14 protein-coding genes are annotated in these 14,938 nt (G+C 61.4%); 9 read left to right on the top strand and 5 right to left on the bottom strand.

What is annotated here, in order from left to right; translation table 11 throughout:
• Positions 1-67: 67 nt before the first annotated feature.
• Positions 68-520 carry a type II secretion system minor pseudopilin GspH gene (gene gspH / locus AC1RMX_RS14615; protein ID WP_011334577.1) on the top strand — a complete coding sequence of 151 codons (453 nt, stop codon included), beginning with the start codon at positions 68-70 and terminating at the stop codon, positions 518-520.
• Complete coding sequence (locus tag AC1RMX_RS14610; RefSeq protein ID WP_207982988.1) at positions 517-1,125, top strand: type II secretion system protein GspJ; 609 nt, start codon at positions 517-519, stop codon at positions 1,123-1,125. The genes gspH and AC1RMX_RS14610 overlap by 4 nt, the downstream gene beginning before the upstream one ends.
• On the opposite strand, the gene AC1RMX_RS14605 is transcribed toward AC1RMX_RS14610, so the two are convergent.
• Genes AC1RMX_RS14605 through AC1RMX_RS14595 form a run of 3 tightly spaced genes read right to left on the bottom strand, consistent with a single transcriptional unit; the run spans position 1,126 to position 3,332 of the window.
• On the bottom strand, positions 1,126-2,064 hold the full coding sequence (locus tag AC1RMX_RS14605) for a FecR family protein (protein ID WP_493072478.1): 939 nt from the start codon (positions 2,062-2,064) through the stop codon (positions 1,126-1,128).
• Positions 2,065-2,109: 45 nt separating this feature from the next.
• Positions 2,110-2,661 (bottom strand): RNA polymerase sigma factor, encoded by a 552-nt coding sequence (locus AC1RMX_RS14600; protein ID WP_011334580.1) that lies wholly within the window; start codon positions 2,659-2,661, stop codon positions 2,110-2,112.
• A complete protein-coding gene (locus tag AC1RMX_RS14595) occupies positions 2,658-3,332 on the bottom strand; it encodes an STN domain-containing protein (protein WP_493072477.1) in 675 nt (224 codons plus the stop codon). Before AC1RMX_RS14595 ends, AC1RMX_RS14600 begins: the two co-directional genes overlap by 4 nt.
• Positions 3,333-3,527: 195 nt before the next feature.
• On the opposite strand from AC1RMX_RS14595, the gene AC1RMX_RS14590 reads away from it, so the two are divergent.
• A complete protein-coding gene (locus AC1RMX_RS14590) occupies positions 3,528-3,842 on the top strand; it encodes a hypothetical protein (protein WP_493072428.1) in 315 nt (104 codons plus the stop codon).
• Between the two features lie 65 nt (positions 3,843-3,907).
• Here the strand turns inward: AC1RMX_RS14590 and AC1RMX_RS14585 are convergent, their stop codons facing one another.
• Complete coding sequence (locus tag AC1RMX_RS14585) at positions 3,908-4,348, bottom strand: carboxymuconolactone decarboxylase family protein (RefSeq protein ID WP_096820026.1); 441 nt, start codon at positions 4,346-4,348, stop codon at positions 3,908-3,910.
• 206 nt (positions 4,349-4,554) lie between these two features.
• Here AC1RMX_RS14585 and pdxR point away from each other — a divergent pair, with 206 nt between their 5' ends.
• The 4 genes from pdxR to AC1RMX_RS14565 all read left to right on the top strand — a co-directional run bounded on the left by pdxR (position 4,555) and on the right by AC1RMX_RS14565 (position 7,948).
• Positions 4,555-5,988 carry a MocR-like pyridoxine biosynthesis transcription factor PdxR gene (gene pdxR / locus AC1RMX_RS14580; protein WP_493072427.1) on the top strand — a complete coding sequence of 478 codons (1,434 nt, stop codon included), beginning with the start codon at positions 4,555-4,557 and terminating at the stop codon, positions 5,986-5,988.
• A gap of 123 nt (positions 5,989-6,111) precedes the next feature.
• Positions 6,112-6,405 carry a putative quinol monooxygenase gene (locus AC1RMX_RS14575; RefSeq protein ID WP_096820028.1) on the top strand — a complete coding sequence of 98 codons (294 nt, stop codon included), beginning with the start codon at positions 6,112-6,114 and terminating at the stop codon, positions 6,403-6,405.
• Between the two features lie 186 nt (positions 6,406-6,591).
• Positions 6,592-6,993, top strand: coding sequence for a cupin domain-containing protein (locus tag AC1RMX_RS14570; RefSeq protein WP_493064972.1), 402 nt, complete (start codon positions 6,592-6,594; stop codon positions 6,991-6,993).
• Positions 6,994-7,234: 241 nt separating this feature from the next.
• Positions 7,235-7,948: an ATPase gene (locus AC1RMX_RS14565; protein ID WP_493072426.1), complete on the top strand. Its 714-nt coding sequence runs from the start codon at positions 7,235-7,237 to the stop codon at positions 7,946-7,948.
• A 70-nt stretch (positions 7,949-8,018) separates the two neighbouring features.
• On the opposite strand, the gene AC1RMX_RS14560 is transcribed toward AC1RMX_RS14565, so the two are convergent.
• Positions 8,019-12,905 carry an NAD-glutamate dehydrogenase gene (locus AC1RMX_RS14560; protein ID WP_493072425.1) on the bottom strand — a complete coding sequence of 1,629 codons (4,887 nt, stop codon included), beginning with the start codon at positions 12,903-12,905 and terminating at the stop codon, positions 8,019-8,021.
• 504 nt (positions 12,906-13,409) lie between these two features.
• On the opposite strand from AC1RMX_RS14560, the gene AC1RMX_RS14555 reads away from it, so the two are divergent.
• Positions 13,410-13,763, top strand: a complete 354-nt coding sequence (locus tag AC1RMX_RS14555) for a hypothetical protein (protein WP_096820032.1) — start codon at positions 13,410-13,412, stop codon at positions 13,761-13,763.
• A 211-nt stretch (positions 13,764-13,974) separates the two neighbouring features.
• Positions 13,975-14,934, top strand: coding sequence for an AAA family ATPase (locus AC1RMX_RS14550; RefSeq protein ID WP_007913915.1), 960 nt, complete (start codon positions 13,975-13,977; stop codon positions 14,932-14,934).
• The last annotated feature ends 4 nt before the right edge of the window (positions 14,935-14,938 follow it).

Here is a 14,938-nt window from a genome sequence, read left to right as displayed (position 1 = left end):
CGCCTTACATGTTGGCCGTGCAGGATGGTTTTTTGGACGGTGCTGGACGCAAAGGAGTGCGCATTCGATGAACCGGTGCAGGCAGCAGGGTTTTACGCTGATCGAGTTGATGGTGGTGCTGGTGATCATCGGCATCGCCAGTGCGGCGATCAGTTTGAGTATCAAGCCCGATCCGTTGCAGTTGCTGCGCAAGGACGCCGAGCGCGTGGCGCAGTTGCTGCAGATTGCCCAGGCCGAGGCTCGCGCCGATGGTCGGCCGATTGCGTGGTTGAGCGATGGCAAGGGGTTTCGGTTCAGTCGGCGCAGTGACAGTGGCAAGGGTTTTGATCATTTCGATCGGGACCCGCAGTTGCGGCCGCGTCCCTGGCAGAGTCCGAAGCTGGAGGTGCGGGTGGAGCCGAAGCAGAAGGTGGTGCTCAACGCGGAGTGGATCAATCCGCCGCTGCAGTTGACGCTGTCTGACGGGCTCAATCGGTTGAGTGTGCTGCGCGATGCTTCGGGCCGGATTAGCGTGCAATGAACAGACAACAAGGTTTTACGCTGATCGAGGTGATGGTCGCGATTCTGTTGATGGCGGTGGTCAGTCTGATTGCCTGGAAGGGGCTGGACAGTGTCACCCGCGCCGACAGCCATTTGCAGGCCAGTGGCGAGCAGAGCGACAGCCTGTTGCGGGCGTTGAATCAGATGCAGCGGGATGTGGAGATGCGCGCCGGGATCGAGCTGACCGAGCCGAAGAAGGTCGGCACCGAGGATGAACCGGCGACGGCCCCGCCTGCCGTTACGGTGCGCAGCAGTGACAGCAAGGGGTTTCGGCTGGACATTATTCGGAGCGCGGCGGATCAACCGGGGGCGTTGCAGCGGGTGCGCTGGTGGCTCAAGGGGGACACGTTGTATCGCGCGGTGGCGCCGGCGCGCAGCCGGTATCCGTTGCCGGCGCCTACGGCGGGGGTTGCGGTGTTGGGTGAGGTGAGTGATTTGCAGGTGCGGGTTTGGGAGGCGGACAAGGGGTGGCGGCAGTTGAGCGGGAATCGGCGGGAGGATCCGTTGGGGTTGGAGGTGCGGTTGACTCGGCAAACACCGCAAGGGCCGGAGAAGTACCGACAGGTCATGGGGCCCTTGCAGTGATTAGCTGAGGACGACTACACCGCCCGGCAACTCGGTGCATTTGACGCCGTAGGCATCGCGGATCAATGCGCCTACGCCGGCCAGTTGGTCGAGGGAGAAACGTGCCTGTACGCGGCGCTGGCCGAGATCGCGATTCAGCAGCAGCAACATCCCCGGGCGATAGCGGTTGATCTCATCAATCATCTGACTCAGGGTCGCACCGTTGAACACCAGCACTTGCTGACGCCAGTTCATCACCGCCGCCGTGTCGACGCTTTGCACGGTGCCGACCTGTTGCGCGTCATAGGTCAATTGCTGGCCCGGCTCCAGCCTCAGGCTACGGCCTTCGACTTCCACTTCTACTGCGCCATCCAGGCAAGTCACACAGACCTGTTGATCGAGGTTGCGCAAGTTGAACCGCGCCCTGCTCGCCCGCAGCCAGCCGCCACCCGCCTGCATCGCCATCGGCAACCGCGCTGTCTGCACTTCGACTTCACCGCTGACCAGTTCAAAGCCCTGCACTCCCTCATCCACCGAACGCTGGTTGATGCGGGTCTGGGTGTTCAATTCCAGGCTCAGACCATCCGCTGGTTCGACCCGACGTTGCTGGCCGACTTCGGTGATGTAATCAGCCCCGAGCCCGGAGAACCCGCCCGGGATCGTGCCGCGCACCAGCAAGAACGCTGCCGACGCAGCAATTGCGCCGCCGAGAAAGGCCCGGCGTCCAAACCGTCTTGGCGCCTGCGTCGCTTCGGCTGCCGGTTGCAGCAGGTGCCACAAGGCCTTGCACTCTTCGAAGGCGCGGGTGTGTTCGGGGCTTTGGGCGCACCACTGGCGCAGCGCTCGGGCGTCGGCGACCGTGGCGCGGCCGGAGGTCAGCAGGATCAGCCAGTCGCGGGCTTCGCTTTGCAGACGCTCGGCAGGCGTGGGCTCGGCAGGTGTCAGACGGAAGATGTTCAAACGCACAGGTACTCGACGGGTTGATCGGGACACTCAATCGGAGCTTCATTCACTAGACGGTTTTCCGGCCCCGCGACCGAACCGCTGAAACACTTTTCTTTCCAGTTTGGCCGCGCAGTGTCCGAGGGCGGCCTTGATTTCCTTCTCGACCATGCGCGTGGAAATGCCGAAACGCTGGGAGATTTCCAGGTGCGGCGCTTCTTCCAGGCGTGCGGCGATGAAGATCCGGCGGCGCCGGGCCGGCAGTTCGTAGAGGGCGCTGAGCAGGGACTGGATTTCCTTTTGGCCGCCGACCACGCGCATCGGGTCCAGCGCTTCGTCGCTGACTTGCAGCAGTTCTTCGACTTCGCTGCCGGTGAGCAGCCGCGCATCGGCCTGACGGCGGTCGGCGGCGATGTTCAGGGCCATGCGATAGAGGTAGGCGTTGGGCCGCAGCAGGTTCGGCGGCGCTTCCATGCGGTCGACCCGCAGATAGGTTTCGTGCAGCACGTCGTTGGCCAGGTCCTCCGAGCCGAGACGGCGTCGCAGGCGCACCCGAAAGTCCTCGTAGGACGTCAGGAACAGCTGGACCATCGAACTTTGTCCGGCGTCTTTCATCCCCCGGAAACTCCTTCCCATTGTGTGCATTCCATGCGCTTTCCTGACGATTCGGGTAACAACAGCAAGGTGACTGGCTGGCGCAATGCGCCGGGTGTGGGCCGGTCGATCCTGAGCGTGTGAAAACTGTCTACCAGCGCGGCATCGCGCCGAACATCGCCGGTCGAGGTGACCAACCGGTTGTGCTGCACCACGCCGTCGCGACCGATCCACAGCTGCAACACCGCGCGAAAACTGCCGGGCCGGGTCAGCGGCGAGCGGCACAGGTTGCGTTCGATGGCCGCCTGCACCGCCGTGGCGTAACTGCGGTTGACCGCGATGCTGGCGGGGGTTGGTTTCTCCGCCGGCAATGACACTTCTTCGACTTGCGCAACCTGCAAGGTGAACGCGTCGTCGCGGCTGTACTTGGCCATCAACCCGCTGCCACCGAGCATCCGGCGCAACGCTTCGGCGGCGGTGAATTCGCCATCCACCGCCAACGAGCGTCGACCGCGACTCAACTGACTGTCGACCAGCACCGCCATGCCGGTGGCGCGGCTGAACTGATCGAGGGCGCGGGCCAGTTCCTGGGCCGGGATGTGCAGCGTCATGCGCATCGTCGCCGGCACCGGATCGGCGCTGGCGCGGCTCAGAAACAAGCCAAGCAGCAGCCCCAGACAGAGCTGGCGCATGAGCGCTGAGCGCACAACATCCTCCCTGGCACGGCCTCGCTGCACGGCTGATGTATCCCTGAAAACCGTCATCCTGAGGGCTGTTTATGAATCTGGTGTGACGGCCACTGCAAAAAAACCATCACGGGATCGGCGCCGCCGTTGCACTAGACTCTTGAGCTAGAGCGGCCCCTTCGGGCCGGCCAGGAGGCCAGCATGAAATCACTGTGGAGATTGGCGCTGAGCGGGCTGTTGTTGACGCTGTCGGGCGGCGTGCATGCCGAGCAGGCAGTGGGTTGCGTCGAGGTGACCGTGGGCGGTTACAAGGCGCCGAATTACGACTGCCTGAGCCAGCAGATGGGCAATAACCCTGACGGCGCGGCGGCTGCGCAGAAGAATCAGGAAGCGATGAATGTGCCGGTCAACAAGCGCCCGCCGAATCAGGTGGGGCTGGCGACGCCGGCGGCCACGTCGACGCGGATGGGCAATACGTTTGGTACGTCGGTGAAACCGCAGCGGCCGCCGAACTAGCTTTGATCGTTCCCACGCTCCTGCGTGGGAACGATCAACGTGTGGGGGCGATCAACGGCTAGTGATCAGTCACTGGGAATCTGCCGAAAACTCACCGCCAGGCGATTCCAGCTGTTGATGGTGCTGACGGCCATGGTCAGGTCCACCAGCTCCGTCTCGTTGAACTGTTCCCGCGCCTGCTGGTAAACATCGTCAGGCACCCGGCTATCCGCCAGCAACGTCACCGCCTCGGTCCAGGCCAGTGCGGCCCGCTCGCGCAGGTTGAAGAAGCCGCTGTCGCGCCAGACCGCGATGGCGTACAGCCGCCGATCCGTCTCCCCTGCCCGCCGCGCTTCCACCGAATGCATGTCGGTGCAGAATGCGCAGCCGTTAAGTTGCGAGGCGCGGATCTTGATCAGGTGCAGCAACGGCGCCTCGATGCTCAGGCTGCTGGTCAGCGCTTCCAGGGCAATCATCGCTTTCATGGCTTTGGGTGAAGCGCTGTAGTAATCCAGACGCGGGGACATGGGCGGGCCTCGGGCAGCAGAAGAGTGATTTCACGGTAAGCGCTGGTGCGCCAGGGTTACAGCCCCAATTCCACGGAAAACCGGCAGACCACTGATCCTTGACCAATTTCCGGTTTTTGCTCCACGCAACTTCTGCCCCGCGTGCATTCGGGAGTAATCTGGCGGGCGCACAATCCGCCTCATTCGCCCCCAGGAGCCCCGTCGGTATGGAACTTCATGTCGTGATCAACGGCCGCAAGGATCTGGCCGGTCAGTTGTATCAGCAACTGCGCGGCGCTATTGAATCCGGGCGTCTGGCCGCCGGCACGCAACTGCCGCCCAGCCGCTTGCTCGCCGAGCAACTGGGGATTTCGCGCAAGACCATTTCCGACACTTACGCGCAGCTGACTTACGAAAACTTCCTCACCGGGGTGATCGGCAAAGGCACTTACGTCAACGCTCGCGCCACGCCGGTGCAGCGCAAGCAACGTCATTCCGAGCTGGCCAGTGCCGAGGTGATCGAGAGCTGGTGCAACCTGCCGGTGTTCTTGCGCCATCCGACGCTGGAAGGCTCGCTGCGTTACGACTTCATTGGCGGCGCCACCAGCAAGGGCCAGTTCCCCCACGATGACTGGCGCCGCTGTGTCTCTCACGCCATGCGGCAAATGGCGGGTTCCAAGGGCTTCTACAGCGTGGCGGAAGGCCTGCCGGCGCTGCGCAATGCGATTGCCCGGCACATTGCGTTCTCCCGTGGCGTGAACTGCCAGGACGAAGACATCGTGGTGTGCAACGGTGCGCAGCAGGCGCTGGACCTGATCGCCCGGGTGCTGCTGCGCCCCGGCAGTCTGGTGGCGATGGAAGATCCGGGTTATCCGCCGGCGCGGCTGCTGTTCGGCACTCACGGCGCCACCGTGGTCGGGGTGCCGGTGGATGCGGAAGGGATTCAAGTCGAGCAGATCCCCGATGGCACCCGGTTGATCTATGTGACGCCGTCGCACCAGTTCCCGCTGGGCATGTCGATGAGTCAGGCGCGGCGCGAGGCCTTGCTGGCCCGGGCCTACGAGCTCGGCGCGATCATCATCGAGGACGACTATGACAGCGAGTTCCGCTACGAGGGCCGGCCGACGGATTCGCTGCACAACCTCGATCAGCGCGGCATCGTTGCCTACGTCGGCACCTTCTCCAAGACCCTGCTGCCAGAGCTGCGACTCGGCTACGCGATCCTGCCGCCAGCGATCCTCGAAGCGGTGATCCGCGCCAAACAGCTCACCGACCTGCACGCTTCCACCCTGCCGCAATGGGCGCTGGCCAAGTTCATCGCCGAGGGCTGCCTGCTCAAGCACATTCGCCGCTGCCACACCATTTACGCCCAGCGCCGCGAGCGGATCCTGGCGCGCATGGCCACCGACCTCGCGCCGTGGCTGGAGGCCGTGCCGGCGAGCGCGGGCTTTCATATGGCGGTGTTCTGCCGGGTGCCGATCGACTTGCCGCTGGTGATCGAGCTGGCGAAAAAGGTCGAAGTCGGCCTATACGCCATCGACGGCTTCTATTACCAGCAGCCGGCCAGAAGCGGGATGTACTTCGGCTTCGGCGCCATCGAGACGCTGGACATCGATATCGCGCTGAATCGCCTGCGCGACATTCTGCAACAGGTCGCCTGATAGATTGGTCTAACGGATTACCCGCCGATTGGTTATTGGTGATCCGGGGGTGCAGGCCTATTCTGCACAGGCGTTATCCCTCAATGAGCAGGATTCGTCCGGCCTGATTCAGGAGTGTGAGCAATGTCCAACGAAGTGATCAACACCGTACAGGTGCAGGCTGCGGCCGGCCGCTCCGAGGAGCTGGGCAAGCAGTTGCAGAAGATCGTCGAAACCCTGCGCGAAACACCGGGTTGCGATTCCTATATGGTCGACCGCTGCCCCGACGACAGCCACCGCTGGACGGTCAGTGCCCATTGGCAGTCGGAAGCGGCGATGCAGGCGCATTTCAACCGGCCTGAGGCGCAGGGGTTTATCGATCTGATCGACAGTCGGCTGGCCAACAGCGTCGATTTCAACTCGTTTCCTATCGTTTGAAACTCAAGAAAATTGCAGCCTTCGGCAGCCTCGGGGAAACCCAGCGAGGCTGCCGAAGGCTGTGGTTTTTCTGGTTTGCGGGGAATCAGGATTGGTCACCCGATCTTCCCGAATATTGGCCGTTTGATTAGACCGGCACGCGGACTACTGTGAAGACCGACTCCCCCACTTCACAGGTGACCCGCCATGAAACTCCTGCACTGCTTCGCCGCCGCGCTTGCCCTGAGCATCTCCGTTCCAGTTCTGGCGCACGATGCCTCCGAGAAAATCTCGGTCTTGCAGGACCAGATGCTGAAAAACGCCCCCGGCAAAAAAGCCATGATGATCGAAGTCGACTACAAACCCGGCCAGTCCTCCATCGCCCATAAACACGACGGCACGGCCATGGCCTATGTACTCGAAGGCGAAGTGACTTCCCAGGTCAAGGGCGAACAAGCGATCACCTACAAGAAAGGCCAGTTCTGGTACGAACCCGCCGGCTCCGAACATCTGGTGTCGAAAAACGCCAGCAAAACCAAGCCAGCCAAGTTGCTGGTGTTCATGGTGCTGTCGCCGGACGAGCAAGTGCTGATCCCATTGAAAAACTGATGGTTGTTTAACCAGCCATAAATAAAAGGCGCAAATCGTTGATTGGCGCCTTTTTTATTTCCCGCGGCAATTAATCAAAAACGCTTACAGCCAATAAAACTATTGCATGACTGTCATTCAGCAAATTGTCAGGTTGTTTTCAGTTTCGCGGGAGTAGTCTGAGGCAACTGTCGCCGGTTCCATTTAATCAACCCCGACACCTCTGACTTTCCGACTGAAGTTGCTTCACGGGAGACTCACCATGAAACTTGCCTTTGCCAGTACCTTGGCGATATCAGTTTTAGCGTTGTCCGCCTGCTCCGTTCCCACCGCTCCAAAAGCGGTTTCTTCCCTCGACACGCTGTTCACCCAACCGGTCGGCCGCAGCAGCGCCGCCCAGGTCAAAAGTGGTCCCGGTGTCTCGCTGGGCGTCGTCTATAGCCCGAGTACCCAGACCAACCGCGAATACCTGCGCGACTATCAGGCCAACGCCGGCACCGGTTTCGGCCAGAGTTTATTGGTGCAGCCGATCCATGACGCCTACGTCGCCACTTCGAAACCGGACATGGCCGTGGACTGGGTAAAAGCCTCGCTGCAACGCCAGTTCGGCTCGGTCACGGTGTACCCGGACATGCAAAGCCTGCGTGCGGCCAACCCGGATGTGGTGGCGATCGTCGACACTCACAGCCAATTGATTACCTCGCGCAGTTCCGACATCAAGGCGGATGTGAGTGCGGACTTTTATGACGGGAAGTTGAACTACATCGGGACGGCCAAGGGGTCCGAGGCGAAAGAGTTGACGCCGGTCTGGGCGGACTTCAAGCGTTCAGAGGAGATTGTTGCGGATATTAATCAGCAACAGGAAGTTCAGGTTCGGGCATTGCAGAAGTTTGACCAGTCGCTCAGTAATTTACTGACCAGGCCGGCAGATAAAGTGTCGATGCTTGATAACAAACAAGGACATAACTTGCAATAACGAGAAAACCATCAGGCAAAAAAAAGCCCCCGCATCTCACAATGCAGGGGCTTTTTCATTCAGCGCTTACTCAAGCAAGCTCAAGCTCCGCAGTCGCCGCAGCAGGCACAACTGCCTGACCGCTCAACGCCACGTCGTTCAGCTCACGGTTGGCCACCGCGTACATGGCGTAGTCGGTGCCGCTGGCGGCACGGATTTCCACCAGCATGGCGCGCCAGCGCTGGATCATCGCGTCGTGTTGCGCCATCCACAGTGCCAGACGCGCTTCCACGTCCAGATCACCGCCGCCCGCTTGCAGAACGGCGATGGTGATCGCGCGTTGCTGCCAGTCGACGTCGTCGCGGAACGCTTCACGGGCCAGGGCCTGCCAGTTGTTTTCAACCGGCAAGGCGCTGATCTGCGAAATGTACCAGGTGATGTCCAGCGCGCTGCCCACGGCGAAGTACGCCTTGGCCACTTCGGCTGGGTCCTGACCGGTCACGTCGGCCGCTTCGATGATCGGCAGCAGCGTGTAGAGGTGGGTAGTCCCCGCCACCATACGCGCCAACAGTTCCGGTACACCGGCTGCGACGTAAGCCTGATAACGCGCCTGCCAGTTTTCGCGGATTTCGCCGCTCAGCAGCTCGTCCAGCTTCAGGCCCAGCTCCTTCAGGTGCGGACCGAAATGCGCGACGTCACGGGCAGCGTTCTGCTCGTTGCGACGGGCACGCAGGAACCAGCGCGTGGCGCGACGGCCCAGACGCATCAGCTCGTCCATCAGCTCCAGTTGCACGTCAGCGGAGACCTGATAGTCCAGGGCTTCGATCTGACGGAACCAGTGCGGGAGGTGGAAGATGTCACGCACGATCACGTAAGCGCCAGCCACGTTCGCCGGGGTCATGCCGGTGGACTCTTTGAGTCGCTGAACGAAGGTGATGCCCATGTGGTTGACCAGATCGTTGGCGATCTGGGTGCTGACGATTTCGCGCTTCAGACGGTGACGGCGCATGGCTTCGGCGAACTTGCTGACCAGGGTCGGCGGGAACGCGGTTTCCATGTCACGGGTCAGGTAATCGTCGTCCGGCACCAGGGAGCCCAGCAACTGCTCCTTGAGGTCGATCTTGCTGTACGAGATCAGCACCGACAGTTCAGGACGGGTCAGACCGTGGCCTTCGGCAACGCGTTCAGCCAGTTGCTCTTCGGTCGGCAGGAACTCGATGGCACGATCCAGCTTGCCACGGCCTTCCAGGTCGCTCATCAGACGCTTGTACTCGGCGATGCGCGCATAAGCACGGCGGGCCGCCAGGGACAGGGCCTGAGTCTGCTTGTAGTTGTTGCCCAGCACCAGACCACCGACTTCGTCGGTCATGCTCGCCAGCAACTGGTCGCGTTGCTTGCCGGTCATGTCGCCGGCCTGCACCACTTCGTTCAGCAGGATCTTGATGTTCACTTCGTGGTCGGAGCAGTCCACGCCACCGGCGTTGTCGATGAAGTCGGTGTTGGAACCGCCGCCATTGAGACCGAATTCCACACGACCCAGTTGGGTCATGCCGAGGTTACCGCCCTCGCCCACGACTTTGCAGCGCAGTTCGTTGCCGTTCACGCGCAGCGCATCGTTGGCCTTGTCGCCGACATCGGCGTGGCTTTCGGTGCTGGCTTTCACGTAAGTACCGATACCGCCGTTCCACAGCAGATCCACCGGCGCCTTGAGCAAGGCGTTCAGCAGTTCGGTCGGGGTCAGTTTGTCGGCCTTGATGTCGAAGCGTTCCTGCATCTGCGGGGAGATGGCAATGCTCTTCGCGCTGCGCGAGAAGATACCGCCGCCTTCGGACATGATGCTGGTGTCGTAGTCGGACCATGCCGAACGCGGCAGGTCGAACATGCGCTGACGCTCGACGAAGCTGGTGGCCGGGTTCGGGTTCGGGTCGATAAAGATGTGCATGTGGTTGAATGCGGCAACCAGTTGCAGCTTGTCGGACATCAGCAAGCCGTTGCCGAACACGTCACCGGCCATGTCGCCCACGCCGACCACAGTGATGCTGTCTTCCTGGACATTGATGCCGCGCTCGCGGAAGTGGCGCTGTACGCCAACCCACGCGCCCTTGGCGGTGATGCCCATTTTCTTGTGGTCGTAACCGGCCGAACCACCGGACGCGAACGCGTCACCCAGCCAGAAGCCGTAGTCGATGGCGATGCCGTTGGCGATGTCGGAGAAGGTTGCAGTGCCCTTGTCCGCCGCGACCACCAGGTACGGGTCATCGTCGTCATGACGCACGACGTTGGCCGGCGGTACCAGTTTGCCGTCCTTCAGGTTGTCGGTGATGTCCAACAGCCCCGAGATGAAGATGCGGTAGCAGGCGATGCCCTCGGCCGCGATCTCGTCACGGCTGCCGCCCAGTGGCAGGCGACGCGGCAGGAAGCCGCCCTTCGCACCCACCGGCACGATGACCGAGTTCTTCACTTGCTGGGCTTTTACCAGGCCGAGGACTTCGGTACGGAAGTCTTCTTCACGGTCGGACCAGCGCAGGCCGCCGCGAGCGACGTTGCCGAAGCGCAGGTGCACGCCTTCGACGCGTGGCGAGTAAACGAAGATTTCGAACTTCGGAACCGGTTTCGGCAGTTCAGGGATCAAGTGCGGGTTGAACTTGAAGCTGAAGTACGACTTGTTCTGGCCGTTGGCGTCGGTCTGGTAGAAGTTGGTACGCAGGGTCGCTTTGATCAGGTCCAGGTAACGACGCAGGATGCGGTCTTCGTTGAGGACTTGAACGTCGTCCAGCGCGGTCAGGATCGCTTGTTCCAGACGCAGTTGCTTGTCGTCCAGATCATCGCTGCCCAGCTTGCGTGCCAGGTAGAAACGGGTTTTGAACAACCGGGTCAGTTCGCGAGCGATGTCGGTGTGGTTGTTCAGGGTGCTGGCGATGTAGCCGAGGTCGAAGCCCAGACGGATCTGCTTCAGGTAGCGAGCGTAGGCACGCAGCAGCGCGACGTCGCGCCATGGCAGGCCGGCGGTCAGCACCAGACGGTTGAACGCATCGTTTTCGGCGTCGCCGCGCACGATGTGGACGAACGCGTCCTGCAGGGTGTCATTGAGCTGCTGGATGTCCAGGTCCATGCCTTCAGCGGCAGTGAACGCGAAGTCGTGGATCCAGAACTCGCGGCCGTTGTTGTGACGCAGGCGATACGGGAACTCGCCCAGCACGCGCAGGCCGAGGTTTTCCAGGATCGGCAGCACGTCGGACAGGGCCAGCGGGGTATCGGCGTGATACAGCTTGCAGTGCAGCTCGCGCGGGCCGGACGCCAGCGGCTGGTAGAAGCTCATGGCCAGCGGCTTCTTCTCGCTCAGGTTGAGCAGGTGCTGCATGTCGACCACGGCCGAGTGCGCAGCGAAACGCTCGCGGTAGCCGGCCGGGAAGCCTTTCGGGAAATCGGCCAGCACGTTGGTGCCGTTGGCTTCGCCGAAGGTTTCAACGGTCAGGGCGGCGTAGTCATCCTGCCAGCTGCGGCAGGCCTGGATCACTTCGTTTTCCAGTTGCAGCGGGTCGATGTCGATGCGGTTTTTCGGGTCTACGCGCAGGATCAGTTGCACGCGGGCCAGCACGGACTCGGAGAAGAAGGTCCAGAACTCGCAGTCGGTCGCCTTCAGGCGCTCCATCAGCACTTGCTGGATCTTCTGGCGAACTTCGGTGGAGTAGATGTCGCGCGGCACGTAGGCCAGGCAGTAGCAGAAACGGCCGTACGGGTCTTTGCGCAGGAACACGCGGATCTTGTTGCGTTCCTGGATCTGCACGATCGACATCACGGTGCTGAACAGTTCGTCGACCGGGGTCTGGAACAGGTCGTCACGCGGCAGCACTTCCAGAACCTGTGCCAGTTCCTTGCCCAGGTGAGCCTTGGACTGGAAGCCGGAACGGCGCTCGATCTCTTCGACCTTGCGGCGGATGTACGGGATGACACGTACGCTTTCGCCATACACCGACGAGGTGTACAGGCCCATGAAGCGGTGTTCCTTGATGACTTTGCCGTCGGCATCGATTTCGCGGATCGACACGTAGTCCGGGTAAGCCGGACGGTGGACGCGGCTCGGGTGCGCAGCCTTGGCGAACGACAGCAGCGTCGGTTCGCGCAGGTAGTTCACGGCGTAGTCTTCGATGTGACGGTCTTCGTTGGTCAGACCGGTGCGCAGCATCCGGGTCAGGCCGAGGAAGGAGTTCTGGTCGTATTCGATATGGCCGCCATCGGCCTGATCGACAACGGTGAACTCTTCATAGCCGAGGAAGGTGAAGTGGTTGCCCACCAGCCATTCCAGAAAGCTCTTGATTTCGGTCTTCTCGTCGGCTTCGAAGGCGAATGCGCTGTTATCGAGCTTGGTGAGGATTTCCTGCACCTTGGCCTTCATCGGCTCGAAATCGGCAACCGCGACGCGGACTTCACCCAGGACCTGTTCCAGTTCCTTGGTCAGCACATTCAATTCGGCCGCGTTGGCGCAGCGGTCGATTTCCAGGTACATCAGCGATTCGTGTTGTACGCCTTCGCCGGTCGAACCTTTAGGCAGGATTTCCAGCAATTCGCCCTTGCTGCCACGACGCACGCTGAGCACGGTGGTCTGCAGGGTGTGGATGCTGTAGCCGCGGCGGTTCAGCTCGGTACGCACCGAGTCCACCAGGAATGGCAGGTCGTGGTGCAGCACTTCGACCGCGGTGTGGGTCGACTGCCAGCCGTGACGTTCGTAATCGGGGTTGTAGACGCGCACTTGCGGTTGCGCGTGATCGAAGCGCTCAAGCAGGCGCCACGCAGAAAGAGTACAGCCAGCGAGGTCGGAGAGGCGACGTTGGGTCAACTCGTCCAGGGAAATGATGCCGAAGAATTGTTCAGAGAACAGCGCCACTTGTGGCAGTGCCTGTTCACTGATGTGCTGCGCCAGTGCCGCTTGCAGTTGGTGCTGGAAGTCGGCTTTGCTGGCTGCGGTGAAGAACGCCATCTGTGGTACTCCGCTTGGGCTTGTTATTGATGGAAAGCGTCGCGTACAAAACCCCTTTCGGGGCATTCTGTCGCCCTGTTCCTGAATCTCGGGCAGAGGAAACAGGGTGACAGGTGGGTGAAGCTGGACGAGACACTCAGGTCACATTCACCTTCCATGAATGGGCATCTGCAAAAACGACTGTCCGGGCTGCCGACAATGTCTTTACGGGTGCTCATCCGTTGCGCAGCTTAATGGGTGCGACAATGTGTCTGCTTGCGGTGCTGCGACATATTCGGTCATTGGCACGTAAACCAAGGCAGGCGCATCGGTAAACACTAGCATTCATGGGGCAGAACGCCGGTCTGAATCCCCGGTTTTACGGTACATGCGTGCCAGAAATGACCATTGACCTGCGTCGCGTTCACGACACATCCTCTGACACTCAGGCGAGCAGAAATTCCCGAGGACTGGCAGAATCGCGCTTTATTGCGACCACCGAGCCCGCCGAGGCAGGAATTTCCCATGCAAATGACCACCGCCCTTTTGATCGTCAACCCGTGCGACGACGAAGAAGACAACATGGCCATGCTCTGCTGCCACAGCGACAAGGGCGACATGTTTCTGATGAGCCGCTATCCGGACGAGGATGAGCTGGAGATCACGCTGGATGGCGAGCCGTCCACCCTCGATGGCGTGAAAGTCACCTTGACCAAGACCCTGCTGAAAATCGAAATCGCGGCGGCGGATGCCGATGCGTTGAATGGCGATGATGTGCTGGAAATCACCTACAACCCGGACATGGTGGATCTGGCCGAGGTCGAGGAAACCCTGAAGAACATTCTTGACGGTACTGGCACCTTTATCAGCCAGATTTGATGGCGTCTGGGCCGGCCCTTTCGCAAGCGAAAGGGCCTCAAAGAACACCGCATCTCCCCCGCCCTACAAAATTCCAACAATTGCCCCGGTCATTTCCCGCACTTTGCGCAAAATGCCGTTAGTCGCCACCCCCTGCGATGGATTAAAGTAACGCCCCCAGCCCTGGCGTTATCCGAACGCCTGTGGCCACCCTTTCCAGGAACAGTCATCGATGGAACATCGTGAAGCGCTGCTGGCGCTGCGAACCTTTCTTTCAACGCAGATTCTCGGCCAGGAAAAACTCATCGAGCGCTTGCTCATCGCCCTGCTCGCCGACGGCCACATGCTGGTCGAAGGCGCTCCGGGTCTGGCCAAGACCAAAGCGATCAAAGAGCTCGCCGAGGGCATCGAAGCCCAGTTCCATCGCATCCAGTTCACCCCGGACCTGCTGCCGGCCGACATCACCGGCACCGAGATCTATCGTCCGGAAACTGGCAGTTTCGTGTTCCAGCAAGGCCCGATCTTCCACAACCTGGTGCTGGCGGACGAAATCAACCGTGCCCCGGCCAAGGTCCAGTCGGCCTTGCTTGAAGCGATGGCCGAACGTCAGGTCAGTGTCGGGCGCAGCACCTATGAGCTGTCGCCGCTGTTCCTGGTGATGGCCACGCAGAACCCGATCGAGCAGGAAGGCACCTACCCGCTGCCCGAAGCGCAGCTCGACCGGTTCCTGATGCACGTAAAAATCGGTTTTCCGGACGCTGCCGTCGAACGCCGGATCCTGCAACAGGCCCGGGGCGAAGCCCTGAACGGCGAAACCAAGCCCGAACGTCGGGTCAGCCAGCAGGCGATCTTCGCCGCACGCAAGGAAATCCTTGGTCTGTACATGGCGGACGCCGTGGAGGAATACCTCGTGCAACTGGTCATGGCCACGCGCAACCCGGCCAAGTTCGACCCAGAAATGGCCGAATGGATTGCCTACGGCGCCAGCCCGCGTGGCTCGATCGCCCTTGATCGCTGTGCCCGCGCCCACGCCTGGCTGGCCGGTCGCGACTTCGTCAGCCCGGAAGACATCCAGGCTGTGCTGTTCGACGTGTTGCGCCACCGCATCATTCTGTCGTTCGAGGCCGAAGCCGCCGGTATCGACCAGGATCGGGTGGTGCAACGGATTCTCGACGTCGTAGCCGTCGCTTGACCCC

The organism is Pseudomonas sp. GW822-FHT03F04, assembly GCF_058801405.1.
The sequence above is the reverse complement of the archived record's forward strand: the minus strand, read 5'-3'. Positions and strand labels throughout refer to the sequence as shown.